General features: G+C 54.7%; 24 protein-coding genes. 4 read left to right on the top strand and 20 right to left on the bottom strand.

All coding sequences use genetic code 11. The features are described 5' to 3' along the window. Positions 1-219: 219 nt before the first annotated feature. Together trxB and NYE69_RS03925 are read right to left on the bottom strand one after the other, a co-directional pair. Positions 220-1,167: a thioredoxin-disulfide reductase gene (gene trxB / locus NYE69_RS03930; RefSeq protein WP_340930269.1), complete on the bottom strand. Its 948-nt coding sequence runs from the start codon at positions 1,165-1,167 to the stop codon at positions 220-222. Positions 1,168-1,283: 116 nt separating this feature from the next. Next, entirely contained in the window at positions 1,284-3,023 is a 1,740-nt protein-coding gene (locus tag NYE69_RS03925; protein WP_445744745.1) for a tetratricopeptide repeat protein, read from the bottom strand. Positions 3,024-3,258: 235 nt separating this feature from the next. Here NYE69_RS03925 and NYE69_RS03920 point away from each other — a divergent pair, with 235 nt between their 5' ends. Further along, positions 3,259-5,223 (top strand): tetratricopeptide repeat protein, encoded by a 1,965-nt coding sequence (locus NYE69_RS03920; RefSeq protein WP_328270049.1) that lies wholly within the window; start codon positions 3,259-3,261, stop codon positions 5,221-5,223. Next, complete coding sequence (locus tag NYE69_RS03915) at positions 5,175-5,450, top strand: S41 family peptidase (protein ID WP_340930265.1); 276 nt, start codon at positions 5,175-5,177, stop codon at positions 5,448-5,450. Before NYE69_RS03920 ends, NYE69_RS03915 begins: the two co-directional genes overlap by 49 nt. Positions 5,451-5,619: 169 nt before the next feature. On the opposite strand, the gene NYE69_RS03910 is transcribed toward NYE69_RS03915, so the two are convergent. Next, a complete protein-coding gene (locus NYE69_RS03910; protein WP_340924150.1) occupies positions 5,620-5,763 on the bottom strand; it encodes a hypothetical protein in 144 nt (47 codons plus the stop codon). Here NYE69_RS03910 and NYE69_RS03905 point away from each other — a divergent pair. Further along, a complete protein-coding gene (locus NYE69_RS03905; protein ID WP_340930263.1) occupies positions 5,698-6,012 on the top strand; it encodes an iron chaperone in 315 nt (104 codons plus the stop codon). The genes NYE69_RS03910 and NYE69_RS03905 overlap by 66 nt on opposite strands. Before the next feature lie 196 nt (positions 6,013-6,208). On the opposite strand, the gene NYE69_RS03900 is transcribed toward NYE69_RS03905, so the two are convergent. The 11 genes from NYE69_RS03900 to NYE69_RS03850 all read right to left on the bottom strand — a co-directional run bounded on the left by NYE69_RS03900 (position 6,209) and on the right by NYE69_RS03850 (position 17,220). Next, on the bottom strand, positions 6,209-7,153 hold the full coding sequence (locus tag NYE69_RS03900) for a ribose-phosphate diphosphokinase (RefSeq protein ID WP_340924147.1): 945 nt from the start codon (positions 7,151-7,153) through the stop codon (positions 6,209-6,211). A gap of 349 nt (positions 7,154-7,502) precedes the next feature. Then, a complete protein-coding gene (gene hisJ, locus NYE69_RS03895) occupies positions 7,503-8,327 on the bottom strand; it encodes a histidinol-phosphatase HisJ (protein WP_340924143.1) in 825 nt (274 codons plus the stop codon). A 20-nt stretch (positions 8,328-8,347) separates the two neighbouring features. Next, the gene (gene hisI / locus NYE69_RS03890) at positions 8,348-9,184 is read right to left on the bottom strand and encodes a phosphoribosyl-AMP cyclohydrolase (protein ID WP_340924139.1); all 837 of its coding nucleotides are present in this window, start codon (positions 9,182-9,184) and stop codon (positions 8,348-8,350) included. Next, positions 9,181-9,939, bottom strand: coding sequence for an imidazole glycerol phosphate synthase subunit HisF (gene hisF, locus NYE69_RS03885; RefSeq protein ID WP_328273057.1), 759 nt, complete (start codon positions 9,937-9,939; stop codon positions 9,181-9,183). Before hisF ends, hisI begins: the two co-directional genes overlap by 4 nt. Positions 9,940-10,020: 81 nt before the next feature. Beyond that, positions 10,021-10,761 (bottom strand): 1-(5-phosphoribosyl)-5-[(5-phosphoribosylamino)methylideneamino]imidazole-4-carboxamide isomerase, encoded by a 741-nt coding sequence (gene hisA, locus NYE69_RS03880; RefSeq protein ID WP_340924135.1) that lies wholly within the window; start codon positions 10,759-10,761, stop codon positions 10,021-10,023. Positions 10,762-11,211: 450 nt separating this feature from the next. Beyond that, on the bottom strand, positions 11,212-11,862 hold the full coding sequence (hisH, locus tag NYE69_RS03875) for an imidazole glycerol phosphate synthase subunit HisH (protein WP_340924133.1): 651 nt from the start codon (positions 11,860-11,862) through the stop codon (positions 11,212-11,214). A gap of 2 nt (positions 11,863-11,864) precedes the next feature. Further along, positions 11,865-12,476: an imidazoleglycerol-phosphate dehydratase HisB gene (gene hisB / locus NYE69_RS03870; RefSeq protein ID WP_340924130.1), complete on the bottom strand. Its 612-nt coding sequence runs from the start codon at positions 12,474-12,476 to the stop codon at positions 11,865-11,867. Next, positions 12,460-13,773 (bottom strand): histidinol dehydrogenase, encoded by a 1,314-nt coding sequence (gene hisD / locus NYE69_RS03865; RefSeq protein WP_340924126.1) that lies wholly within the window; start codon positions 13,771-13,773, stop codon positions 12,460-12,462. The genes hisB and hisD overlap by 17 nt, the downstream gene beginning before the upstream one ends. Before the next feature lie 116 nt (positions 13,774-13,889). Continuing rightward, positions 13,890-14,507: an ATP phosphoribosyltransferase gene (hisG, locus tag NYE69_RS03860; RefSeq protein ID WP_371861014.1), complete on the bottom strand. Its 618-nt coding sequence runs from the start codon at positions 14,505-14,507 to the stop codon at positions 13,890-13,892. Positions 14,508-14,577: 70 nt separating this feature from the next. Further along, positions 14,578-15,783 (bottom strand): ATP phosphoribosyltransferase regulatory subunit, encoded by a 1,206-nt coding sequence (locus NYE69_RS03855; protein ID WP_340924122.1) that lies wholly within the window; start codon positions 15,781-15,783, stop codon positions 14,578-14,580. Between the two features lie 219 nt (positions 15,784-16,002). Further along, positions 16,003-17,220, bottom strand: a complete 1,218-nt coding sequence (locus NYE69_RS03850; RefSeq protein WP_340924119.1) for an acyltransferase — start codon at positions 17,218-17,220, stop codon at positions 16,003-16,005. 202 nt (positions 17,221-17,422) lie between these two features. Here NYE69_RS03850 and NYE69_RS03845 point away from each other — a divergent pair, with 202 nt between their 5' ends. Further along, complete coding sequence (locus NYE69_RS03845; protein WP_340924116.1) at positions 17,423-18,364, top strand: DUF4179 domain-containing protein; 942 nt, start codon at positions 17,423-17,425, stop codon at positions 18,362-18,364. Between the two features lie 356 nt (positions 18,365-18,720). On the opposite strand, the gene NYE69_RS03840 is transcribed toward NYE69_RS03845, so the two are convergent. The 6 genes from NYE69_RS03840 to NYE69_RS03815 form a co-directional block, all read right to left on the bottom strand. Continuing rightward, a complete protein-coding gene (locus tag NYE69_RS03840) occupies positions 18,721-19,233 on the bottom strand; it encodes an acyltransferase (RefSeq protein ID WP_340924113.1) in 513 nt (170 codons plus the stop codon). Then, the gene (gene ppaX, locus NYE69_RS03835; RefSeq protein WP_340924110.1) at positions 19,230-19,883 is read right to left on the bottom strand and encodes a pyrophosphatase PpaX; all 654 of its coding nucleotides are present in this window, start codon (positions 19,881-19,883) and stop codon (positions 19,230-19,232) included. Before ppaX ends, NYE69_RS03840 begins: the two co-directional genes overlap by 4 nt. Before the next feature lie 7 nt (positions 19,884-19,890). Beyond that, the gene (lgt, locus tag NYE69_RS03830; protein WP_328269757.1) at positions 19,891-20,919 is read right to left on the bottom strand and encodes a prolipoprotein diacylglyceryl transferase; all 1,029 of its coding nucleotides are present in this window, start codon (positions 20,917-20,919) and stop codon (positions 19,891-19,893) included. Between the two features lie 11 nt (positions 20,920-20,930). Continuing rightward, the gene (hprK, locus tag NYE69_RS03825) at positions 20,931-21,872 is read right to left on the bottom strand and encodes an HPr(Ser) kinase/phosphatase (protein WP_340924105.1); all 942 of its coding nucleotides are present in this window, start codon (positions 21,870-21,872) and stop codon (positions 20,931-20,933) included. A gap of 285 nt (positions 21,873-22,157) precedes the next feature. Continuing rightward, positions 22,158-23,279: an ABC transporter ATP-binding protein gene (locus NYE69_RS03820; RefSeq protein ID WP_036627185.1), complete on the bottom strand. Its 1,122-nt coding sequence runs from the start codon at positions 23,277-23,279 to the stop codon at positions 22,158-22,160. A gap of 125 nt (positions 23,280-23,404) precedes the next feature. Continuing rightward, entirely contained in the window at positions 23,405-24,505 is a 1,101-nt protein-coding gene (locus NYE69_RS03815) for a PucR family transcriptional regulator (protein WP_328269755.1), read from the bottom strand. Between the last annotated feature and the right edge of the window lie 402 nt (positions 24,506-24,907).

Below are 24,907 nucleotides of genomic sequence, written 5' to 3'. Positions count from 1 at the left end.
GCACTTTTGCATTTCAACCGCCCTAAATTAATAATTTACCGCAAATAGAATGCACTTTTGCATTTGATCCAGTCAAGCCGCCCTTCCTTCAAGCCACTCCCGGGTTTATACACGCCAAAAAAAGACGCCTAACGGCGCCTCTTCTTAAATCCGCTATCTTAAACTCCGTTTTCTTGCATCCCACTTCTCTTAGTTCCCGCTCCTTAGCTTCCAATCCCCTTAGTTTCCGCTCCAATCGTGCACCATGCTGCCTTCGAGGAACTTCTCACAGTCCATCGCCGCCATGCAGCCCGAACCCGCCGCCGTGATCGCCTGGCGATAGCGCATGTCCTGCACGTCGCCGCAGGCGAACACGCCCGGCACGTTCGTCTCCGTCGTCCCCGGCTTCACCAGTATGTAGCCGTGATCATCGGTTTCGACCGCTCCGCCCAGGAATTTCGTGTTCGGCGTATGGCCGATCGCCACAAACACCCCTTGCGCCTCCACCAGTTCCTCCTGGCCGGCCTCGTTGTTGCGGACCTTCAATCCCTTCACGGCCCCGGTTTCGTCCGTGACCACTTCAAGCGGCGTACGGTTCAGCGCCCAGCTGATCTTCCCGTTGCCCTTAGCGCGATCCTGCATGATTTTCGAAGCGCGCAGCTCCTCCCGCCGATGCACCACCGTCACCTCGGTGGCAAACCGGGTCAGGAAATTCGCTTCCTCCATCGCGGAGTCGCCGCCGCCAATGACGAGGATTTTTTTGCCGCGGAAGAAAAATCCGTCACACGTCGCGCAGGTGCTTACGCCGCGCCCGACGTTGTCCTGCTCGCCCGGAATGCCCAAATACTTGGCCGAAGCGCCCGTGGAGATAATGACCGACTCCGCCTCCAGTTCCTCGCCGCCTTCAAGCTTCACCTTAAACGGACGTTTCGAGAAATCGACTCCTTCCACCCAGCCGTTTCGGAACTCGGCGCCGAAGCGTTCCGCCTGCTTGCGCATATTGTCCATCAGCTCGGGGCCCATGATACCCTCCGGAAAGCCGGGGAAGTTCTCCACCTCCGTCGTCGTGGTCAACTGCCCTCCCGGCTGCGTCCCTTCAATCACAATAGGGCTCAAATTGGCCCGCGCCAAATAAATCGCCGCCGTCAGTCCGGCCGGACCGGTGCCGATCACCATCGTTTTACGCATCATGTCTACCTCCTTGGTTCCCTTAGAAATAAAAAATCAATCCGCCATGCTTGCCATTCATGCCATTGATTCGCCATTACAAGTTTTCCCCAAGTTGGACCGACTTACCCCCGCAACTACCGTACCGATGGAAAAATCGCCTCGATTTTCTCTTTCACGCCGCACACTTCATCGATCCGGGAAGCATACCGGCGGGCCGTCGAAGCGGAAATATTGTATTTGCTCGCCACCTGCTCATAGGTTACGGGCCGGCGGTGCATTTTGGCCGTCAAATACTCCAGCGCCGCCGCCCAGCCTTCCAGGTGCGTAATTTTCGGCGTATCCGGATAGAGCCGGGTCAAAAAATCAACCCACAGCGTCTCCATATCATGCTGCTGCTGGAGATCATAGCTGGGCCGCATCTGTCTCATCGCCAGGTTGATCACCGCTTGCCACTCGCGCTCCCAAACCGGCAGCTTCGTCGTCACGCGGCTAGGATCGACCATCGTTGTGGCCGCCCCGAAGCGAACCGGAAGCATTTTGCTCACGCCCAGACTGCGCAGCACGAACAGAGCCATATCCTTCAAGTACTCATCTTCCTCCGGCTCCAGCAAAAAAGCCTGCAGCGCTTCCTCGACCTCCTGGTCGGCGATCAGGCCCAGCGCCTGAATGACCTGCAGCTTCGTCTTCGCATCCCCGTGGCGCAGTGCCCAGAAGAACGAGGAGCGGACGAGCGGGTTGTCCTTGAGATCGGCAGGGAAGCCGTCTTCGGATGTCTCCCAACGCTTAAGCTGCTCCTCAAACGGCAGCAGGTACTGGTAATTGACCGAAAACGGTTTGGATGCCTCATCCCCGCCGCCGCTTTGATCCAGCTGCGCCAGATAAAAGCCGGCCACGGAGGAGCCGGGATCGAGCCTTTTCACGTGCTGCCACAGCCTCCGCGCCTCGGCGTACCGCCCGGTGTAATAAGCGGCTACCGCCGCGTAGTGGGAAACGCTGGGTTCACGGCGCATCTCTTCGTTCTGCAGCAGCCGCTTGAAGTGCCCGAAGGCCGCCTCGTGCCGGCCCAACATGCCCATCGTCGTGGCCAGCTTGAACACATGCTCCTGGTGAAACGGCACGATGTTGCTCAAGCGTTCCGCCAGTTCCTCCATCGCTTCCCGATTCCCCTCATGCTGATAAAACACGGCCAAATTGCACAGCCCGTGCAGGTTGCCGGGATCCTGCGCCAACACCTCATGCACCGTACCCATCGCCTTGTCAAAATGCCCAAGGTAATAATAGCCAAGCGCCAGGTTGTTGCGAGCGGCCAGGAAGTCGGGGCGGCCTTGCACCAGTTCCTCCAGCAGCTTCACCGCCTGGTTGAACTTGCCTTCCTCGAGCAGGGCCCTGGCCTGATCGTGCTCGTACAAGCCCTCCCTCGACTTGATGCTTTTCAGCTTGGTCGGACGATCCAGCTCGTATTGGAGCAGATCCATCATCTCTTCCGCTTCGGTCAGGAAATAGCCGCTGGCATCCTCCTCCAAATACGTCACCAGCGCTTCCTCCGCCGCTTCAAACAAGTCCATATTGGCGTAATTGTTGGCCATGTAGAAATAACATTCCGTCATGGTCGGATCGATATCCCGAAGCACGGTGGCCAATACCTCGTTGGATGCCTCGTAATCTCCCATCTCCGAAAGAATCCCCGCCATATTGCAGTGGTTCACCGGGTTTTCCGGCTCGTACTCCACGGCTTTGCGAAAATATTTCAATGCCTTGTCGTAGTGATAGCGGTCTAACGAAGAGACGGCTCTCTCAAAGAAAAAGCCCGCATCCATCGAGAGCGGCAGCACTTTCCCGCGCATATCCCCGGACGGTTGTTTTTTCTCGTGCAAGCAAGGCACCTCCTCTGGTTTTTAATTGATGCATTCTATGTTATAAGATCATATCGTCAGCTTAGTACGTGGTCGTAAACTCTCCAACACACAGTATACCATAGGTAAAGCTGTCCTCCCATGGGAAATACGTGCGGAAAATAACGGTTTTTTGGAGGCAAGAGGAATATCGGAGAAAAGTGCAGAATTAGTTAGCAGAATTATTATTTAGAATGAGGCAGAATGAGGGGATTTTTTGCGAAGCAGAATCAGAGCTTTTGTAGTGGCTGCCGTATTGGCGGGCGGCGGCATTCTGGGGGGATGCCTGGATCAGGACAGCCCGTCCGCGCTTAGCGGTTTGGAGATGCAGATTTCCGACAATAACCAAAAGGGCTACCAGAAGATCGAAGAAGGCGCGTACGAAGACGCCTTGCCTTTTTTGAACAAAGCCATAGAATACGTCTATAAACTCGATCCGGAGCTTAAAGATCTGAAGCGGGAAGTCGAGCGCTCGGAGTTGATCGACTCTCCTTTTAACAATATAAGCTGGGCTTACAACGAATTGGGCGATTATGCCAAAGGGCTTGATTATATCGAGAAATCCTTGTTGATTCTCCCCAATACCGATGTGGAGTACGTCAACAAAGGGAACGCGCTGAACGGTCTGCACCGGAACGAGGAGGCGCTGGCCAGCTATAAGCAGGCCGTTGCCCTGAACAGCCGGAGCGACAGCGCCATTTACGGCATGGGTTTGGTTTCCTACGAGGAAGGCGACTACGAGGAAGCGCTGGCGCAATTCAAAAAGTATCTGGAGCTCGTGCCGTCCGATACCGACGCGGCGGAAATGGTTATCGACTCCCTTCTGGCGCTGGACCGGAATGAAAAAGCGGTAAAGTTTGCCGATTCCTTTTTCAAGAAGTATGAGGATAGCTACGACGGGTACATGATCAAAGGATATTTGCTGGAAGAAACCGCGGAGTTCGAAGAAACCGAGCGGTTCTACAAGCAGGCCGGGGAAAAATTCCCCGATCTTCGCGAAGCCCAATTGAAGCTGGGCGAACTGTACTACGATAACGGCGATTACGATGCGGAGGCGGACCATTTTAACCGGCTGCTCAATAAGTTCCCGGACGAACCGGAAGTATACAAATGGCTGATTTGGACTTCCAGCGCCCAGGGGGATCTGGACCAAGCCGAGGCGGTGTACGCGAAGAGCCCGGACGCGGCGGAAATTCATAATGCCATGGGCAACGCCTATCTGGATCAAGGATTATACCTCGAATCGCTCCCGTATTTCGAACGGGCGATCAAGCTGGCTCCGGCCGACGAAACCGGCTATATTTACAAGCTCAAAGCGCTGGATTGGGGAAAAAGATACTACCGGTGCGTCGAGTTCGGCCAAAAGCTTGCCGATCTGGCGTTCAGCCACCCTGATATTCCTTGGTACATCGGACAATGCCAGCTTGAGCTGGAAAATTATGAGGAGGCTATCCCCTATTTCGAACAAGCAGTGAACCTCAACCCCGAAGATTATGAATCGTTGGCGCAGATCGCCTACGCTTATTTGCTGCTTGAGGACGATGCGAAGGCCAAGGAGTATAGCAACCGGGCGCTGAAAATCTACGACGAAGACTCGACGGCACTTTATGTGCAAAGCTCGCTCGAAGAGAAGCAGGAACCGCTAGGAGGGCGGGTCCGCCAGTTTTTCCTGGACAATTACCTGTACCGGAAGAGCGGCGATCAATTGGAGCAGGCCTTGGAGAAGCTGAAACAGCCCGGCCTGTCCGTTGAGCAGATCGGACGGACGATTAACAACGCCAAGCTGGCGGACGACAGGTTCACCTTTGCGATCTATGGAGACGCGTACGAACAAATGACGGCGGCTCGGGACGACAATATCACTTATAAAGAAAAGGGAAATACGTACTACTTTGCCTTCGATAGCTTTACGGAGACGACCGATGATCAATTCATTCAACTCCTGGACCGGATTCCGAATCCTGAAGACAAAACGTTGGTCCTCGATCTGCGCGGCAACGGCGGCGGTCTGTCCTATAGCGCCAATGCCATGCTGGACGTGCTGCTGCCCGACCTGGTGACCAGCACGATCATTTACCAGACGGCTACACCAGCAGCTATTATTCCGACGCGTCCCATACCGGATTCAAGAAAATCTATATTTTCGTCGACGAAAATACGGCCAGCGCCGCCGAGCTTTTGACCCTGGGGCTCAAAACGTACCTGAACAACGTCACGGTCGTCGGCCGCGACACCTTCGACAAAGGCGTGGGCCAGGTAGTTTTTGAAGACAAGCGAAACCGCATCATAGTCTATGTCGTAAACCACTATTGGAACGTCAAACAGAACAATATCATGAACGCGCACATCAAGCCGGACATTTACGTAAAAGGCAACAAACTGGACGATTTTATGCGGGCGGTGAAGTAAGCCGGCCGAAGATAAGGGGGCGAGATAATCGATGACTTTTGTCTGGGAAAATACGATCATCAGCCTGCTGTTTATCATATTGCTGGTTGTTGTGGTTATCGTGTCTTGGAAGGCTGTCAGGTCGATTAAGAAGAAAAAATAAAGCGCCGGAAAGGGCGCCAAGGAGAACTTATGGAAGCAAAGCAAGCGGACATTTGCCACTACCGATGAATATATCGCCCAGTTTCCGGCGGACGTTTGCGGCCAGCTGCAGCAAATTTACAGCACGATCCAGGCAGCCGCGCCGGATGCTGTCGAGAAAATCAGCTGCCAAATGCCCACCTTTGCGCTGGCCGGCAAAAACCTGGTGCATTTTGCCGCTTTCAAAAACCATATCGGTTTTTACCCCACCCCCAAAGGGATTGAGGAATTTCAAGCCGAGCTGGCCGGGTATAAAAATGCCAAAGGGTCTGTGCAATTCCCCTTGGACGAACCGCTGCCTCTGGAACTCATCGGCCGGATCGTCCGATTCCGGGCCGCCGAAAATCGCGAACAGGCCGCAGCCAAGCAGAAGAAGCGATAGAAGTGGTGGAGGCGGTTATGCCGTTATTTTATCAAGCCGCTAGAAAATGCCCTCGTCCTGGATCGTTTACAGGAAAATAAGGACAAAAAATGCCCCTAATGAGGTGAACGTGGCAAGGATCTCGATAATAAGTACATAAAGTGCCGCTATTTTTAAGGCCGACGGTCCGCCGTTCCAGTTTTACGCTTATTACAAATCAAATCCCGCGATCTTTAAACAAAGCGGCGATAGACCCGCCCTCCAGAATAAAATGGATGGCCTTCGCCAGCATCGGGGCAACGGAGAGCACCTTAAAGTGGGGGAGATGCTCCGGCTGCGCGATCGAGTCGGTCACCACGACCTCGCGGATGTTTTCGTGCTTCAGCTTTTGCAGCGCCTCGCCGGAAAACAATCCGTGCGTGGCGCACACGTATGCATCCTCCGCCCCCCTCTCCTTCAACCCTTCCACGACGTTGACGATGGTCGACCCGGTGTCGATCAAATCTTCGATAATGATCGGGGTATGTCCCGCCACATCGCCAATCACGTGCGTGATCACCGACTGGTTGTGGGCCGGACGCTTTTTGATCATGATCGCAAACGGAGAATCGAGCCCGTTCGCCAGCTTTTCGGCCATCGAAGCCCGGCCGGCATCGGGCGATACGATTACCGGACGCGGGATATTCCGGGATTTCAAATATTCGGTCATCAAATCAAGCGCAGTGAGATGATCGACCGGGATGTTGAAAAAGCCCTGGATCGCCGGGGCATGCAGGTCGATCGTGACCACTCGGCTGGCCCCCGCCGTCGTCAGCACATCGGCTACCAGCTTGGCCGAGATCGGCTCCCGGGGCGCCGACTTGCGCTCCTGGCGGGCGTAGCCATAATACGGCAGGATCACATTAACCGTCCGGGCGGAAGCCCGCTTGGCCGCGTCGATCATCACCAATAGCTCCACGAACAGCTCGTTGATCGGGTGGGACAACGCCTGAACCAGAAATACGTCGGAATTGCGGATACTCTCCTCATAATGGACGTAGATTTCCCCGCTTTTGAACCGCGAAAGCTTGATTTTCCCAGGTTCCACGCCGAGCCGCCCGCAAATATCCGCCACCAGCTTCGGATTGGACGAACCGGAGAAAATTCGCATTTTGCCTTCCATAACATCCTCCCGGAATATCGATAAATTAGGCTGAAGCGCCCGAGCCTCTGATTCCTATAGTGTTCCATTTTCGCGACATACATGCCTAATTCCTGCTCCGGTTGGCTTTAAACCCGTGTTCAAAAAGTCGGGTTTTCAGGACCGAAGCGTATGCTTTCGATGTGCGTTTTTTCAAAACGCTTTAGTTGGATGGAGCTAGGGGCTGAGTAGCGGAGCTAAAATGTTTTCGGAGAAAACGGCTTCGGAAGCATATGCCCCACCCGGCTGAATTCAAGATTCGACGCCCGATCCACTTCATGAACGGCTTCGCATGGAAAGATGACTTTTTGAACAACCTCTTTAAGCCTTCCTACGGGTGAAGCGGCACCATCGTTCTTCGCCGCCCTGCAAACGTCGCCAGCTCGCGAACCCCCAGATTGTACAAAGTCGCCCGCGCCGTATTCAGATGTTCGCCCAGCTTGTTCGGATCATGCGCATCCGAGCCCAACGTCAGCGGAATCCCCAGCCCGATCGCCATTTGCAATATCCGCTCGCTCGGGAATATTTCCGCGCAAGGCTTGGACAGCCCGGAGGCGTTCAGCTCCATGGCCACCCCGGCTTCCGCCACGGCAGTCAGCGCCTGACGTTCCAGCCGCACATTTGCTTCCTGCAGCGCGGGCTCCGGTTTATATCCAAAGCGCTTGATAACGTCCAAGTGCCCCATAATATCGTAAAAGCCCGTTTTTGCCGCTTTAGTTACGGCATCGTAATACCGCTCATAGACCGCAAAAACGTCCTGGCCTTCCCAATGGTGCACTTGGCGGAAATCCGAAACATCCCATTCCCCGAGAAAATGCACCGAACCGATCACATAATCCCAAGGATAACCGCGAACGATGCTTTCGATACGTTCCTCCCAGCCCTCGATGTAATCGGCCTCCAGGCCGACCCTTACCTCGATTTGGCCACGGTATTTCTCCTTCAGCGCCAAGGCTTCCTCCACATAATGCGGCAGCTCCTCCAGCGGCATGGCCATCTCCGGATAATAATCAGCCGGATCGACATGCAGCAGCGGCATATGATCGGATACACCGATCTGCGACAAGCCGATTTCAATCCCCCGCCGGATATATTCCTCCAGCTTGCCGACGGCGTGGCCGCAGCGTTCATGATGCGTATGGTAATCGATCAGCATTTTAAGGCCTTCCTCCCCGCCTAGTCGCGGCGCGGACGCTCGTGGCGCCGCTCCAGTTCCTGCATGATTTCGTCCAGCGGCAAGCCCCGCTCGCGCAGCAGCACGAGCAAGTGGTAAATCAAATCGCTCACCTCGTACCGCAGTTCGTCATTGTCGCCGTTTTTCGCCGCGATGATCGACTCGGCCGTTTCCTCACCAACCTTTTTAAGGATTTTGTCGAGGCCTTTCTCGAACAAATAAGTCGTGTACGCCCCTTCCGGCCGCTGCTCGTAACGCTCAGCAATCAGCTGCTCCAGCTCGGCGAGCACCGCGAACCGGCCGGCGCCGTTTGGCTGGGCCTCCGGACCATCCTCGGTGCGGGTAGAGCCGCCCACGGCGCCGATAGATCCGTTCCCGGAGCCCGCACCCTGAGACGCCGCCATTGACACTGCTGACACCGTTGTTCCTCCTGCTGCCCCCGCTCCTGCCGCTGACGCCTCTGCTTCCCCTACGTCCGCCGTCGCCGCCGTACGGTAAAAGCAAGTATTTTCACCGGTATGGCAAGCCGGACCGTTCGCATGGACCTCCACCAGCAGCGTATCGCCATCACAGTCGTAACGAAGCGCGGCAATCCGCTGCGTGTTGCCCGAAGTGGCTCCTTTGTTCCAAAGCTCCCCGCGGGACCGGCTCCAAAACCAGGTTTGCCCCGTCTCCAGCGATTTGCGCAGCGACTCGCGGTTCACATACGCCAGCATCAGCACCTCTTTGCCGGCCGCATCCTGCACGATCGCCGGGACGAGCCCCTGGCTGTCCCATTTGATCGTTTTCTCCAGTTCTTCGATCGAACACGTATATTGCAACGGTTGATTTTCCGTCATCGTATCTCCACCCCTTTGGATTTCAGATCTTTTTTCAGATCCGGAACCGCAATTTCTTTATAGTGAAAAATCGTCGCCGCCAGCGCCGCGTCCGCCTGCCCCTCGGTGAACACCTCATAAAAGTCGTCGATATCCCCGGCCCCGCCCGAAGCGATCACCGGAATGCCCACCGCGCTGCCAACCGCCCGGGTCAGCGGCAGATCAAATCCGTCCTTGGTGCCGTCAGCATCCATGCTGGTCAGCAAAATCTCCCCCGCGCCAAGCTTCTCGGCTTCCCGCACCCATGCGAGCGCCCGGATTCCGGTCGCCTTGCGGCCGCCATGGGTGTACACTTCCCATTCGCCCCAGTCCGGGTTGAATTTGGCGTCCACGGCCACCACAATGCACTGCGAGCCAAAACGACGCGCGCCGTCCGAAATCAGCTGCGGATTCATCACCGCCGCCGTATTGATCCCGATCTTGTCGGCCCCGGCTCGCAGCAGGCGCTTCATATCGTCCACCTGGGAAATCCCGCCGCCTACCGTAAACGGAATGGCGATTTCTCCAGCCGTTTGCTTTACGACCTCGACCATTGTAGCCCGCCCTTCATGCGAGGCGGAAATGTCCAAAAATACGAGCTCATCCGCTCCCTCACGGTCATACAGCGCCGCCAGCTCCACAGGATCTCCGGCATCGCGGAGGTTCACAAAATTGACGCCTTTGACGACCCGGCCGTCCTTGACGTCCAGACAGGGGATAATTCGCTTTGCGAGCATGGTGATTCGACTTCCTTTCTGCTTCAACTTGGATCCAGCTTGAAAAATTGGATCGGATGGCCCCTAGAACCCGGCCTCACTCTACTTCAAAGCTTGAATCGCGGCAATCGCCTGCGCCAGCTCGATGTTGCCGGTATACAGCGCTTTGCCGACGATCGCGCCGCCTACGCCCTCGTTCGCATGTGCGGCCAGACGGAGCAAATCGTCCTGCACCGTAACGCCCCCGGAAGCGATCACCGTTTTGCCGGAAGCTTTGGCCAGCGACAAAATCGCTTCGACATTTGGCCCCTGCATCATCCCGTCGCGGGAAATGTCGGTAAAAATAAACGTCTCCGCCCCTTTGCCCGCCAGTTCCTTTGCCAGCGCTTCGGCCTGTACCTCCGACGTTTCCAGCCAGCCGCGCGTCGCCACTAACCCGTTCCGGGCATCGATGCCGATCGCCGCTTTATCCCCGTAGGTGCCCAGCACCGCTTCCGTAAAGGCCCGGTCCTCGATCGCCGCCGTGCCGAGAATAACCCGGCTGACGCCCAGCGCCAGCAGCCGCTTCACGTCCTCCAGCGAGCGCAGCCCGCCGCCTACCTGTACGGGCACCTGCACGCTGCGGGCGATTTCGCCGATCAGTTCGTCATTGACGGGATGGCCGGCCTTAGCCCCATCCAGATCGACCACATGGATAAACGCCCCGCCCTGAGTTTCCCAGGACTTGGCCACTTCCACCGGATTGGCGTTATACACAGTTTCCCGGTCGTAATCGCCCTGCACAAGACGGACGCACTGGCCGCCCCGGATATCGATCGCCGGATATATTGTAAATGATGACATCGGATTCTGCTCCTCCCGCCGCAAATAATTTTTTCCGAAAAATAAAGGTAATTTACGGCGCTATATTGGCACTTTTCCGAGATTGGCCCGAAATAGCGGACATTTTTGTCGTTATTTTCTTAAACGCGAGCGATTAGGGTGCTTTTGGGGCGCTTTGGTGAAAATAAGACCAGTTTTTACCGCTATTTCAGCCAGGCCGGAAATCTAACGGTTGTGGCAGGCGCTATTCTACGAAAAAAGACCTTTTCCAAACTCTAACGGTTGCGAGCGCCGTTATTTGCCTTAATCTAGTTAAAATAGCTGGATTTCAGCGAAATAAGCGCCATGGCAACCGTTAGAACGTGAAATCAACGTTTTTGGCACAAATAGTGGTTGTGGCAACCGTTAGAATCAACGCTACTGCCAGCGAGCAGTGCTTGCCCGGCCTGGGTCCGCCAGCCTCGCCGCTGCCTACCGCCTCAGGCTGCCCGCGCCGCTCCCGGCCTGGCGCTCCGCGAGCGCCAGAAAGCTCCGCAGCAGCGCCATCCCGAGCTGGCCGCTTTTCTCGGGATGGAACTGCATCCCGTACACGTTGCCGCGGCCGACGATCGCCGTGACCGGGTGGCCGTAGTCCGTGACGGCCAGCAGGTCCTCCCGCCGCTCGGGCAGCACATGATAGGAGTGTACGAAGTACACGTGCCCCTCCTCCAGCCCGGCGAGCAGCGGGTTTTCCGGCTGCAGAAATTCCAGCCGGTTCCAGCCCATGTGCGGCACCTTCACTCCCTCGCCGCCCGCAAAGCGCACCGCCCTGCCCGGCAGCAAGCCAAGCCCCTCGTTCCTTCCATGCTCTTCGCTCTCGTCGAAGAGCAGCTGCATCCCGAGGCAGATGCCGAGCAGCGGTTTGCCGCTCGCGGCCGCCTGCCGCACCACCGCGTCCAGGCCCGACGCGCGCAGATGCGCCATCGCGTCGCCAAAAGCGCCAACGCCCGGCAGCAGCACGCCGTCCGCCGCCAAAATCCGCGCCTCGTCGCCGGTGACGATCCCCTCGTAGCCAAGGCGCTCCACCGCTTTGCCCACGCTGTGCAGGTTGCCCATGCCGTAATCGACGATCGCGAGCTCCATCGCTACAGCACTCCCTTCGTCGACGGCACCCCGCTGACGCGCGGATCGATGCCCGTCGCCTCGTCCAGCGCCCGCCCGAGCGCTTTAAACACCGCTTCGATCATATGGTGCGTATTTTGCCCATAGTGGACAATCACGTGCAGCGTGATCCGCGCTTCCAGCGCCAGCTTCCACAGAAACTCGTGAACAAGCTGCACCTCAAAGCTGCCGACCCGGTCCGACGGATACTCCGCCCGGTACTCAAAATGCGGACGGTTGCTGACATCGATCACGACCTGGGCGAGCGCTTCGTCCATCGGAATAAAAACGCTGGCATAGCGTTTGATTCCTTTTTTGTCGCCCAGCGCTTCCCGGATCACCTGTCCCAAGCAAATGCCGATATCCTCGACCGTATGATGGTCGTCGATTTCAATGTCGCCATTAGCCCGTACCGACAGATCGAATTGGCCATGCTTTGTGAACAAATCCAGCATATGGTTCAGAAACGGCACATCCGTCTCCAAACGAGTCTGGCCGCTGCCGTCCAGGGCAAATTCCAACTGAATGTCCGTTTCATTCGTTTTCCGGGTCACGCCGGATTTCCGTACCGTTCCTGCCTCATTGTTTGCCGCCATCTTGGTTTCCCGCCTTTCCTTCCTTATTCAGCCGAATTTCAATCGCCCGGGCGTGGCCTTCCAGCCCTTCCCGGCGCGCCAGCTCCATAATCGTCGCCCCGTTCTCCAGGAGCGCTTCCTTGCTGTAATAAATCAAACTCGATTTCTTAATAAAATCGTCCACATCGACCGGCGAGGAGAACCTTGCCGTCCCGTTCGTTGGAATGATATGGTTCGGACCGGCGTAATAATCGCCTACCGGCTCCGAGCTGTACGGACCGAGAAAAATCGCCCCGGCGTTTTCGATCAAACCGAGATAATTCATCGGATTCTCCACGATCAGCTCAAAATGCTCCGGCGCCAACCGGTTGATCGCGCGAATGCCTTCCTCGATCGAATCGACGAGGATGATCGCCCCATACCGTTCAACCGCTGCTCTGGCGATCTCCCGCCGCGGCAATTCCGCCAGTTGCCGCTGAATCTCCGCTCGGCACGCCTGCGCAAACGCCTCCGACGGCGTCACCAGGATCGCCGACGCCATTTCATCGTGTTCGGCCTGGGACAGCAGATCCGCCGCCACATAGGCGGGATCGGCGCTGTCGTCGGCCAGCACGGCGATCTCGCTCGGACCGGCGATGCTGTCGATATCGACGGCCCCGTACACTTCGCGTTTGGCCAGCGCGACGTAGATGTTGCCCGGCCCGCAGATTTTATCGACGGGCGCGATCGTGTCCGTACCGTAAGCGAGCGCGGCGATCGCTTGCGCCCCCCCGGCCCGGTATATTTCGTTTACGCCGGCCTCGGCGGCGGCGACGAGAATGTACGGGTCGATGCCCGCTTTGCCGCCCGTCGCCGGCGGCGTCACCATCACGATCTCCGGCACGCCGGCCACCTGCGCCGGGATGACGTTCATCAGCACGGAGGAAGGATACGCCGCTTTCCCGCCGGGAACGTACACGCCGACCCGTTTCAAGGGCCGGATAATCTGGCCCAGCAAGCTTCCGTCGGGCTGCAGGTCCATCCACGAATTGCGCTTCTGCCTGACGTGAAAACGGCGGATGTTGTCCGCCGCCGCCGCGATCGCCTGAACGAACGACGGCTCCACGGCGTCGTACGCCGCCTTCAGCTCCTCCTGCGTCACCCGCAGCGAAGCGGCGTCAAGCTTCATACCGTCGAACTTTTCCGTATACGCCAGCAAAGCCGCATCGCCCTGCTCTTTGACCGCTTTGACGATCGCGCGCACCGCTTCGTTCTGCTCCGGCGATCCGTATTCGACCTCCCGCCGCAAATCAAACTCCTGCGCCGCCACTATTTTCATTCGCCATTCCCCCCGCCTCGTTCATCCTTCTATAATATTGGCCCTTCTTGACTAATTCCCGTTCTCTTCTTTAGCTCAACTTAGATTGGTCTTGATATCTTTCGAGCCTGCGAAGCTTACGCCTTTACCTGATCCCGTACGATCACTTGGGCCAGCGCGTCGCACACCGCCTGAATTTCCGCGTTTTTCATCCGGTAGCTTACCCGGTTGGCGATCAGACGGCTGGTGATGTCGAAGATCCGTTCAAGCTCGACCAGCCCGTTTTCCTTTAACGTTTGCCCGGTTTCCACCATATCGACGATGCGGTCGGCGAGGCCGATCAGCGGCGCCAGCTCGATGGAGCCGTTCAGTTTAATAACCTCCACCTGCTGTCCCTGCTCCCGGAAAAACTGCGACGCCACGTTCGGATACTTCGTCGCTACTCTTTGCTGAATGCCGGGCTTCCAGTCGGGCAACGCGATCACCGACATCCGGCAGCGGGCGATCCCGAGGTCAAGCAGTTCGTACACATCCCGGTTCTCCTCCATCAGCACGTCTTTGCCGACGATGCCGATATCGGCCACCCCGTACTCCACATATGTCGGAACGTCCACCGGCTTCGCCAAAATAAATTCCATGCCGATCTCCGGCAGCGGAATGACCAGCTTGCGGGTCTCGTCGACGTCGTGCGGGATATCGATCCCCGCTTCGCGGAACAGGGCCGCCGCTTTTTTATAAATGCGCCCTTTGGGCATCGCTACTTTAATAATTTGTCCCAAGCCCGTAGCCCTCCTTTCTTACCCTTGCCTGCAAAGTGAAGTCCGGTCAAAAGCTCGTGATCGTGAGGATTTCGCCGTACAACGGTCCAAGCGGTCCCGTACGGGCGCCCGCCGCCTGGCCGTCCCCCGGCAGCAGTTCATTCACGGCGCCCGCATGCCGCATCAGCACGCTTCGCCCCTCCCGGCGCAGCCGCTCCGCTTCGGCAAAAGCCCGCTTCCGGTTCGGTGCATCGTATTGCAGCAAGATCGGCAGCTCCCGCTCGGCCGAAATCCCGTCGACGCCGTCCAAAATCCGGTTCGTTTTCAGCGAGAAGCCCGTCGCCGGAGCCGGCCGCCCGAATTGCTGCAGCAAATTGTCGTACCGCCCGCCGCTGCATACCGGAAAGCCGAGCTCGGCGGCATATCCTTCAAACGTCATGCCCGTATAATACGAAAAATCCCCGATCATCGTCAGATCGATCATCACATGCTCGGCCACGCCGAAATCCTCCAGCGCGTCCCAAACCCGGCTGAGATGCTCTACCGCCGCTTTGGCGGTCGGATTTTCGCTCAGCTCCAGCGCCTGGCGGCAAATCTCCTTGCCTCCGCGCAGCCGCAAAATCCCTTCCAGTTCGGCGCGCTGCCGCTCCTCCAAAGCAAGCCCGGCGAGCGTTTCACGGTAGCCGACGAAATCGCGGTGCAGCAGCCCGTCTTTGAGCACATCGCGGATGTCTTCGCGTCCGGGCACGGCCTCTTCCAGCAGCCCGTTCAGAAACCCGACATGCCCTAATGCGATTTTGAACGATTTGACCCCGGCCGCCTGCAAGGAGGCCACCGCCAGCGCGACCACCTCCGCGTCCGCATCGGCCGAGTCATCGCCGACAAGCTCCACGCCGGTTTGGTAAAACTCGGCTTCCTTCCCCGCCTCCTCTTCGATCGCCCGAAATACGTTCGCATGATAAGACAATCTTAAAGGCAGCGGCTCTTCCTTGAGCAGCGAAGCGACGACCCGAGCGATCGGGGCGGTCATATCCGAACGGAGGACCATCGTCGTCCCCCGGTTATTCAACAGTTTAAACAGCTTCTGATCCGATGTTGAACTGGCTACGCCCACCGTATCGTAATATTCCATCGTCGGCGTCATGATTTGCCGGTATCCCCAGCCCTCCATGCAATCGAGAACGCGCCGCTCGATCGCCCTCAGCTTATCCACGGCGAAAGGCAGATAATCCCGGACGCCTGCCGGTTTTTCAAATCCTTTTGGTTTAGACAAAACCTTCACCTCACCCGCTCATTGGTTGCTTTATTTACTTTAATATATTAAAGTGCTACCATACTACCAAATTAAAGGATATGGCCTATCTTATCATATTTATTTTGAAACCGTCAATGCGCCGAAACGCGGTACAAGCCAATATGCCCCTCTTTTTATTATTCCCGAACCCGAACAAAAAGAAAGCCCGGCCATCCCGGGCCGGGTCTTTGAAACGTATTACAAATTCGCGTTAACCGACGGAGTTTGACCGCCGTCAGGCTGTTTCGGCAGTTTCTTTTTGCGAAGGGAAGCCGGGACGTTCCCCAGGAACATCCAGGCAAAAGGCAATCTGCGGAAGCAAAATTGCACGAACGCCCAGGAAATAAACAATGCGCACAACGACCCGCCGATGATGTACGGCAAGTAGAGCGGCGAATCTCCGGGCAGATTTTTATTCGTGCGGAATAACCGGTATACGAGCAAAACCGCCGGATGGAATAAATAGATGGCAAATGACAGTTCGCCCAGGCGGGTCAGGGTTTTTATCCAAAACGCCGAACCCCTGCGGTGGATGAAAAAGGCTGCCCTCATCAGCACCATTGCCGCGAACATGGCCTGCACGTTCCAGGCCAGTTCGAACCAAAATGTGTTGGGCCTGCTTAGTCCTAGACGGTAGGTATGCCACAGCTGGATATGGGTAAAGGCGACAGCCAGCCAACCCATCCACATTGCGGCCGTTAATATCCGCTGTTTTTTGGACATGTCGCGCCAGTCGGTCTGCAGCCAGGCCTTGATCCGGTCGAAGCAGATGGCGACCGCGGCCCCCATAAAGTAGTACGCCATATACGTCGGAGCGTAACTTCCCTTATTCGGCAAATGAAGCTGGTATTTGTTCAGGAACACGAAAGCCCACTGAATGGCCAGTCCCGCCGGCAAAATCAACGCGATCAGCACTTTGTTGTTGCGAAACGATTTAAACAGCCAGAGCAAAAGCGGGAACAGAATATAAAACTGAATGCTGATAAATACGAAATATAAATGGGTGTAAGACGTGCCCGTTAACAGTCCCTTGATCAGTTTTTGCAATTCATACATTTTGGAGTTGGCGACTAAATCATGACGTTGGATCGCTATCACCAGAAAATAACAACAAGAAACCAAAATGTACGGCAGGATAATATTAAGCAGCCGTTTCTTGTAAAACCCGCCGACAAGCTCTTTATTGATTGGCCGGTCATAGTAATTATAGAAGAGAACGAAACTGCTCAAAAATATGAAAGTAGGGGTACCAAACTTAAAAAAGATGTTCATCCAACTATAAAAATAATAAATCGGTGAGGTCAGCGCTTGCTCCGCAGCCGCAAATGAAGAAGAATGCACCTGGATGACTGCAAAAATGGCAATTGCGCGAAATATGTCGAGCTGCGGCAATCGCTCCTTGACCACTTTGTTCACTAGATCAACTCCTAATCGTTATGAAAAAATTACGTTTACCCTTGAAATTAGACGCTCGTTTCCATGAAAAGGTTACATGCACCGCCCTATTAACTATACTCGCATCTCCTTTTGTTTTCAAAACCTCTTTTCAAATTGTCAAACTATTTCCTTCACTTCAATTTTTAATTAAAACCTTCCGAAGGGGCGCTGGCCTCCGCTATTGGAGCCGGTCTTACGAGGGGCAAAGCCGTTGCAGCGCGGGGTGGTAGCGGCCGGAGTGTTGGCTTGCTGCCTGCTGATCGCGGCCGTTTGGCCGGTCTGGCCGATGCCCGGCTCATCCACTGTGATGAGCAGCCAACCTGGGATTCCCGAATATGTCTCAAGCCAAATGACGACTCCGATGGAACAGGCCGCAGACCAAGGCTTATACCAGCCGATCAATAAGTCGGCGGAAGCCGAGGGTTATAAGGTTACCGTGGACGGGGTATTAGCGGACAACCAGACCATGATCGTATTCTATACGCTGGAAAATTTATCAGGTTCAAGCGAGTCCAAAGATATAGAGATTGATTTTCTTAATGCGGACGGGAATCTTCTGACCGTGCCCGATATTTGGAGGGAAAGTCGCGGCGGCGGAGTTCATTCGAAAGGAGCAGAACATAACTATACCAAACTGACCTTTTCGGAAGCTAATCCTGGCCATATCATTCTCACGGCCGGTTCGAAATTTATTCCTGCGGCTGAGTCCAGCGTTAAAATTCCCATCGATTTGGATACCAGCCGATACACCGGTTTGGAACGAACCGTCCCCGTAAATCAAACAGCGGTAATCCGCGGACGAAATATTACAATCGCTGACGTGATCCTTCGGCCCTTAAGCACAACCATCCGGTTTGATCCGAAAGTAACCCTCAGCATTTATGCGCCAGCAAATATGCAAGCCAAGCTTTACTTGGGAGAAAAAAAGGAAAAACAGTTCCGATATTACATCAAATCGAGAACCGAAATTTACAGTGAAGGTCAAAATGAAGCGGATGCTTTATTATCGGCCATCGTATTTGACAGTCTATATTACGAGGATTGGAACGAAGTCACCCTGCAAGTTGACGGCTGGGGCACGAGCGACTATCAGCCCAAGGAGTTCAAAATTAAATTAAAATAACGAACGGTGCCGCCCTTTAACTAGGCCGTCATTGTAACGGTTGCCAGCGACGTTATTTCGATAAAATGTAGGGGGAACCAAATTTAACGGTTGCTATAGAGCTTATTTTGCCTTATTTGTATGAATCCGGGCCTTTTTCACCCCAATAAGCGCACCTGCAACCGTTAGAAATTGAATTCCCATCTTTTCAGCTAAATAAGCGTGATTACAACCGTTAGCGAAGACTTGAGGTCCGGGATGCAGAGCGCCGACGCCGATTTCAAGGTTGAGCCGAAATAACAGCCGAAAAAGCCGCCTCAAGGCAGATGGTTATCCGACCTTGAGGCGGCTTTTTTCGATCATGGATTTCTTGAGCATTACTTACCCTCAGGGTCCGCTCCCTCCGGGCTTTTCCGCTCCAGCACCCGCAGCGGGTTGCCGCCGACAAAAGCGCCCGCGGGCACATCCTTATGTACAACCGACCCGGCGGCGACCACCGCGCCGTCCCCGATCGTTACGCCAGGCAAAATCGTGCAATTGGCCCCGACCATTACCTCGTTGCCAATCTGCACTTCGCCCAGCCGATACTCTTTAATCAAATACTCGTGTGCCAGAATGGTCGTATTGTAGCCGATAACCGAATTCCGGCCAATCGTGATCAATTCCGGAAAAAACACGTCCACCATCACCATCAGGCCAAAAGCGGTATGCTCACCGACCTTCATGCCGAGAACGCGGCGGTAAATTGCGTTTTTTAAGGACAATACCGGACAATAACGCGAAAGTTGGATAAAAATAAAATTCCGTACGCCCTTCCACGGGCTCACCGTCCGGTAAAGCTGCCATAATGCGTTTGGTCCTTCGACCGGATAACGCTTCACCTTTCTCACGGATTCACGGGCTCCCAGCCTAACACGCCGTACAAATCGGTCATGTCTTTTAATATAAAATCAGGCTCGTATTTTTGCAGCTCCTCCACGCCTTTGAGCGACCAGGCCACGCCTGCCGAAAGAACTCCGGCGGCATGCGCGCACTGCAGATCGGCCGCGCTGTCCCCGACCATTAATGTCCGGTCCGGACTGGCCTTGAGCTGCTCCAGCGCCGTCAAAATCGGCTCGGGATGAGGCTTCGGATGCTCGACATCCTCCACCGTCACAATCGCTTGCATATACTCCAGCAGCCCGAACCGTTCCAAGGCGAGCATGGCCGTTTCCCTGATCTTCGTCGTCACCACGCCAAGCGTAATCCCCCGATCATGGAGTTTGCCGAGCACTTCCTTGACATAAGGAAACTCCCCGACCAGTTCGTCGTGACGCTCCCGGTTGTATTTCCGGTAATCGGCAACCAGGTCCGCAACCTCTTCCCGGCCCGAGAAGACTTGCAGCTGGTGCTCAAGCGTCATCCCCATGTACGGGATGATTTCCTCCCGCGTGTGAGGACGCAATTGATTTTTCTCAATGACATGCAAAAAAGTCGTAATGATCAATTCATTTGTATCGATAATCGTTCCATCGAGATCAAATAACACCGTGTCAATCATGCAGCAGCTACTCCTTCTTCTCTTCTGGGCTGTCCGGCAGTTCCTCCGTTTTAGCGGAAATAGACTCGGCTTGCTCCGGTTCGGCCGACTCCATCGCCGACAATTTTTCCGCTGCAGCCGCTTTGGTCGAAACGATCGGATCGCTGTAATGCGGCAAATCGCGTACGGTTCGGCGGCGAATAATCATAAATGCCACGGCGGCCACCACAATAAGCAGGGCAAGCAGCTGCGAAATTCTCACATTGCCGTAAGAAGGGGCAAGATACCCCTGTTCAAAGCCGAGCCAAGTCATCGGCGTCCACAATCCGTTTACGAACGCCGCCAACCAGGCCGCACCCTGAAACGCCAAGCTGTCCGTACGCAATGCTTCGATGAAGAAGCGGCCGATGGAATACCAGATAAAATAGGAGGCAAACAGCTCCCCGGCCCGCAAAAATTTCTGTCTGCGCAAAATCAGCAGCAAAATGAGGCCCGCCAAGTTCCACAACGATTCATACAAAAACGTGGGATGGTGATAGGTCCCGGCCACATTCATCTGATTGACGATAAAGGACGGGAGATGCAAATGGTCCCGCAAAAAGCTTTCCGTCGTCGGCCCGCCATAGGCTTCCTGGTTGACGAAGTTGCCCCAGCGTCCGATCATTTGCCCCACGATTAGGGAAGGCGCGCAAATGTCGGCGATCCGCCAAAAGTTGTACCCGCGCCGCCGTACAAAGATGACCGCGCAGATGATGGCGCCGATCAGGGCGCCGTAGATTGCGATGCCGCCGTTCCAGATTTTAAAAATATCCCACAGGTTGTCCTTATAGTCTTCCCACATAAACGCAACAAAATAAATTCTCGCGCCGATAATGGCCGACGGTACGCCGAGAAGCAGCAAGTCCATAAAAAACTCCTGGGAAATGCCAAAGCGTTTCCCTTCGCGGATCGCCAGCAGAAGTCCGACCAAAGCGGCGCTTCCCAGAATCAGGCCATACCAATGCACTTTCAAAGCACCGATAGAAAAAGCTATCGGGTCCAATAACAAGGTACCCATCGTTCACGCTCCTAATCCAAGTCGTCGATATCTTCCGCAATCGTCTCCGTGAGCTTCGTCGTAAATTGCAGCGCCGCGTTATACCCCATCCGTTTGAGACGGAAGTTCATCGCGGCCACCTCAAGGATCACAGCGAGGTTCCGCCCGGGACGCACCGGAATCGTTGCCAGCGGCACGTCGGTGTCGATGATGCGCGTCGTTTCCTCATCAAGCCCCAGCCGGTCATACTGCTTCTCCTGCTGCCAAGCCTCCAGCTTAACGACCAGCTGTATCCGTTTGTTGTTGCGGATCGCCCCGGCGCCAAACAACGTCATGACGTTGATGATGCCGACGCCGCGGATTTCCAGCAGATGCCGGATCAGCTCAGGCGCCGAACCGTGCAGCTGGTTGTCGGACGTTTGGCGGATTTCCACGGCATCGTCGGCAATCAAGCGGTGGCCGCGCTTTACGAGCTCCAGCGCCGTTTCGCTTTTCCCGATGCCGCTGCTGCCGGTGATAAGCATGCCGACCCCGTACACATCGACAAGCACCCCGTGAATCGTTGCCGTGGGGGCCAATTTCCGCTCCAGGAAGCTGGTGATCCGGCTTGACAAGATCGTTGTCGCCATGCTGCTTCGCAGTACGGGGATTTGTTTAATCGAGCTGATTTGGATAAGCTCCTTCGGTACTTCCCAGGAGCGGGTGACAATAATGCAGGGCGTCTCATCGCTGCTGCACAATCGTTCCATCCGTTCCTTCCGTTCGTTCACCGGAAGCATTTCGTAGAAGGCCAATTCCGTCTTCCCCAAAATCTGCACCCGCTCCGGCGGATGGTATTCAAAATAGCCGGCCATTTCCAAGCCCGGGCGGTACAGATCATCCACCGTAATCGCCCGTTTTAATCCCTGCTCTCCGGAAACGACCTCGAGCCCGAATTGGTTGACCAATTCCGACACTTTTACTTTTTTAGCCATGTTGTTCTTCCTTTCCCCTACAAGCGATCCAGACTAAACAGTCTGTCCTAGTCTCCAGCACCATTATCCGGTGTAAAAGAACACAAATTCACCATACGCTTAGATCTTCCAATGTATTCATCGTAATGGAAATTGCATCGTAAATCAATCTTCGGAGCAATATACCATTTTCAGATTATTCTCTTTCATCCGATGCCCGCTATTTTTGCCCCGATTTCGCAAAACGCGCTTCTCCCATCACAGCAAAAAACCGCCCCGAAGGGCGGTTTCTTCATTGCTAACGAATTAGTTGAAAAATACGTTGCGTTCCGTTTCTTTGTCAAAGATATGGATTTTGTTCATATCGATGGCCAGCTTCACGTTATCGCCTTCACGCGTATTGGAGCGGCCGTCTACGCGGGCAATCAAAGTGTCGCTGCCTGCGCCGTTCAGGTACAACTGCATTTCGTGACCCAGGTTTTCCGTCAGGTACACGTTGGCGGTGAACGCCGTTTGCGGAGATGCTTCCAGGAATACCGGCTCTTCATGGATATCTTCCGGACGGATCCCCATGATCACGTCTTTGCCGATATAACCTTTATCTTTAAGAATGGTAGCTTTGCCTTGAGGCACAACAACATCCAAATTAGTCGATCTGAATCGAACGGCACCGGCTTCTTCCACCAAATTACCGTTTACGAAGTTCATCGTAGGCGAACCGATAAATCCGGCTACGAAAATGTTGCCCGGCTGGTTGTAGAGCTCTTCCGGAGAAGCAGCTTGTTGGATGATGCCGTCATGCATAACAACGATCCGGTCGCCCATCGTCATAGCTTCGATCTGGTCGTGTGTTACGTAGATGCAGGTCGTTTCCAGACGTTTAACCAGCTTCGTGATTTCGGCGCGCATTTGACCGCGCAATTTAGCGTCCAAGTTGGAAAGCGGTTCGTCCATCAGGAACACTTGAGGATCGCGGACGATAGCGCGGCCCAAGGCAACCCGTTGACGTTGACCGCCGGACAGAGCCTTCGGCTTGCGGTCGAGCAAATGCTCGATATCGAGGATTTTTGCCGCTTCGCGAACGCGACGGTCGATTTCGTCTTTCTTCACTTTACGCAATTTCAAACCAAACGCCATGTTTTGATAAACGTTCATGTGCGGATACAAAGCGTAAGATTGGAATACCATCGCGATGTCGCGGTCTTTCGGAGCTACGTCGTTGACGACGCGGTCGCCGATGTACAGTTTGCCGTCGGTAATTTCTTCAAGCCCGGCGATCATCCGAAGGGTCGTGGATTTACCGCAACCGGACGGTCCAACCAGCACGAGGAATTCTTTATCTTTAATGTCGAGGTTGATGTCTGCTACTGTTGCCTTCTCGGCACCCGGATATTTCTTGAAAATGTGTTCTAAGCGTACGCCTGCCATGGATTTTTGCCTCCCGTTAAATAAATTGGTATGATGCTTATCGACTTCATGTAATCGGATACATTTTATATTTATATCTTAATCGATAGGGGGCAACCCATCCATCCACAAACTGCACAAAAAAACTACCGGGTTTTCGTCACTTTATACAATAAGAGCTCCAATTTCACCAAAACGGCGTCGCGAAACGTCCTGACGTCCAATCCCGTTTCCTGCTTGAACTTATCGATCCGGTACAGCAGCGTATTCCGGTGAATATATAGACGCTTTGCGGTTTCGCTGACGTTGCAGTCCAGCTCAAAAAAAGTTTCCAGCGTGGTCAGCGTCTCCTCATCTTCGAATACTTTGGCGTGATCCCCGGTCTCTTTGATGAAATGCAGCCTCTCTTCTTCCGGAATGCTGTACACCAGCTGCTCCAGCTTTAGCTCCCACGGCAGGTGAATTTTTTTCGTAATATTAAAAATACGTCCCAGGGTCATGGTTTGGTGCAGCGCCAACGCGGCCGACGTCAGCCCGTTTTCCTCGACCAGCGCGTTGCCTACGGCGATATGAATGCCGCCGACCCATTCATTCGTAATAAGTTCGTACAATCCCTGGCATAACGCTCCGAGCATATCTTTTTCCGTCTCGGCGCCCTCTTCGCTTTCCTCGCGCAGGTTCGTCAAAAGCTCTTCCCCGAGCAGGATCAGCCATTCCTCTTTTACCGGAACTAACACGACATCCCCGCCAAAATAACTGCGCAGCAGTTTATGGAGCTTTGCAAAAGAAACCGTCTGTCCCTGACCTATGTGATCCCAACTTAACAGAAAGGGGAGCATTTGTCCTTTTAACCGGGACTTAATCGGAAATTCATTCGGAACGGAAATATTGATTTCATGGCGACCCATACGCTCAAGCAACCATTCTCCAAGCTGGCTACTCCGGGATTCATCGTCCTGTTTTAAAGGGGCGCCTTTAGACCGCTGATCACGCGCCGCAGATAACAACAACTGAATCAGCATCGCTTCCGCTTCCGTCACTTGTTCCGCGTCCGCCAGCATCACCTGAACGGCGTCCGCCTTCATGTTCCAAAGCCAAACAATCCGTCCATCCTTGCGTAAAGGCCTGTTTTCCCCTGTGTCACTCGCCTGCACGGTCTCGCGCCAGACTTGAACATCCCAAGTCGACTCCGTAATTGGAGCGCCGATGATGCTCTCCACCTGCTGCTTCAGCTTTTTAATCTCCATATTGCGCCTTTCCCATCTATCCATATTTAACGTTCGTTCATTTTATTTTATCACAACCGGGCTTTTAACTATAAATTTGGGATGTTTAGGTGAATGGTTCTCGCGACGGGCGCAAAGCGCTGGTTGGAAATATCCAATAGAATGGGAATCCAGTGCGTACCTACTTCCTGCTCCTGCGTTCCTGCTCCTGCTTTCTTGAGGTCTGCGGTCGAGTGGAATAGTTGCAAAATATACGGTTACTATTCGGAAATGATGCCGTAGTGCTTGTTTAAGTGTAAAACCTGCAATAATTCCGCCATTTCTCGAAGAAGAGGCTAAAAAACGAGGAAATACTTGCATGAAATGCAAGTAAACGAATGATGGGCCAAATGGCTATAAGGTTAGTTTAGTTGTATGATTTGC

The organism is Paenibacillus sp. FSL R5-0527 (assembly GCF_038008055.1).
Taxonomy (GTDB): domain Bacteria; phylum Bacillota; class Bacilli; order Paenibacillales; family Paenibacillaceae; genus Fontibacillus; species Fontibacillus macerans.
Note: the sequence above shows the minus strand (reverse complement) of the source record. Positions and strands in the feature narration are given on the sequence as shown.

Excerpts from the sequence above, each read along its gene's own strand:
- hprK (WP_340924105.1), bottom strand. The coding sequence starts at position 21,872 with ATGGCTAAAAAAGTAAAAGTGTCGGAATTGGTCAACCAATTCGGGCTC.
- hisA (WP_340924135.1), bottom strand. The coding sequence starts at position 10,761 with ATGTCATCATTTACAATATATCCGGCGATCGATATCCGGGGCGGCCAG.
- hisD (WP_340924126.1), bottom strand. The coding sequence starts at position 13,773 with ATGAAAATAGTGGCGGCGCAGGAGTTTGATTTGCGGCGGGAGGTCGAA.
- NYE69_RS03900 (WP_340924147.1), bottom strand. The coding sequence starts at position 7,153 with ATGGAAGGCAAAATGCGAATTTTCTCCGGTTCGTCCAATCCGAAGCTG.
- hisG (WP_371861014.1), bottom strand. The coding sequence starts at position 14,507 with ATGCCCAAAGGGCGCATTTATAAAAAAGCGGCGGCCCTGTTCCGCGAA.
- hisH (WP_340924133.1), bottom strand. The coding sequence starts at position 11,862 with ATGGAGCTCGCGATCGTCGATTACGGCATGGGCAACCTGCACAGCGTG.
- hisF (WP_328273057.1), bottom strand. The coding sequence starts at position 9,939 with ATGCTCGCAAAGCGAATTATCCCCTGTCTGGACGTCAAGGACGGCCGG.
- trxB (WP_340930269.1), bottom strand. The coding sequence starts at position 1,167 with ATGCGTAAAACGATGGTGATCGGCACCGGTCCGGCCGGACTGACGGCG.
- hisJ (WP_340924143.1), bottom strand. The coding sequence starts at position 8,327 with ATGCTGATCGATTACCATACGCATCATGAACGCTGCGGCCACGCCGTC.
- hisB (WP_340924130.1), bottom strand. The coding sequence starts at position 12,476 with ATGGCGGCAAACAATGAGGCAGGAACGGTACGGAAATCCGGCGTGACC.
- ppaX (WP_340924110.1), bottom strand. The coding sequence starts at position 19,883 with ATGATTGACACGGTGTTATTTGATCTCGATGGAACGATTATCGATACA.
- hisI (WP_340924139.1), bottom strand. The coding sequence starts at position 9,184 with ATGACGGAAAATCAACCGTTGCAATATACGTGTTCGATCGAAGAACTG.
- NYE69_RS03820 (WP_036627185.1), bottom strand. The coding sequence starts at position 23,279 with ATGGCAGGCGTACGCTTAGAACACATTTTCAAGAAATATCCGGGTGCC.
- NYE69_RS03815 (WP_328269755.1), bottom strand. The coding sequence starts at position 24,505 with ATGGAGATTAAAAAGCTGAAGCAGCAGGTGGAGAGCATCATCGGCGCT.
- lgt (WP_328269757.1), bottom strand. The coding sequence starts at position 20,919 with ATGGGTACCTTGTTATTGGACCCGATAGCTTTTTCTATCGGTGCTTTG.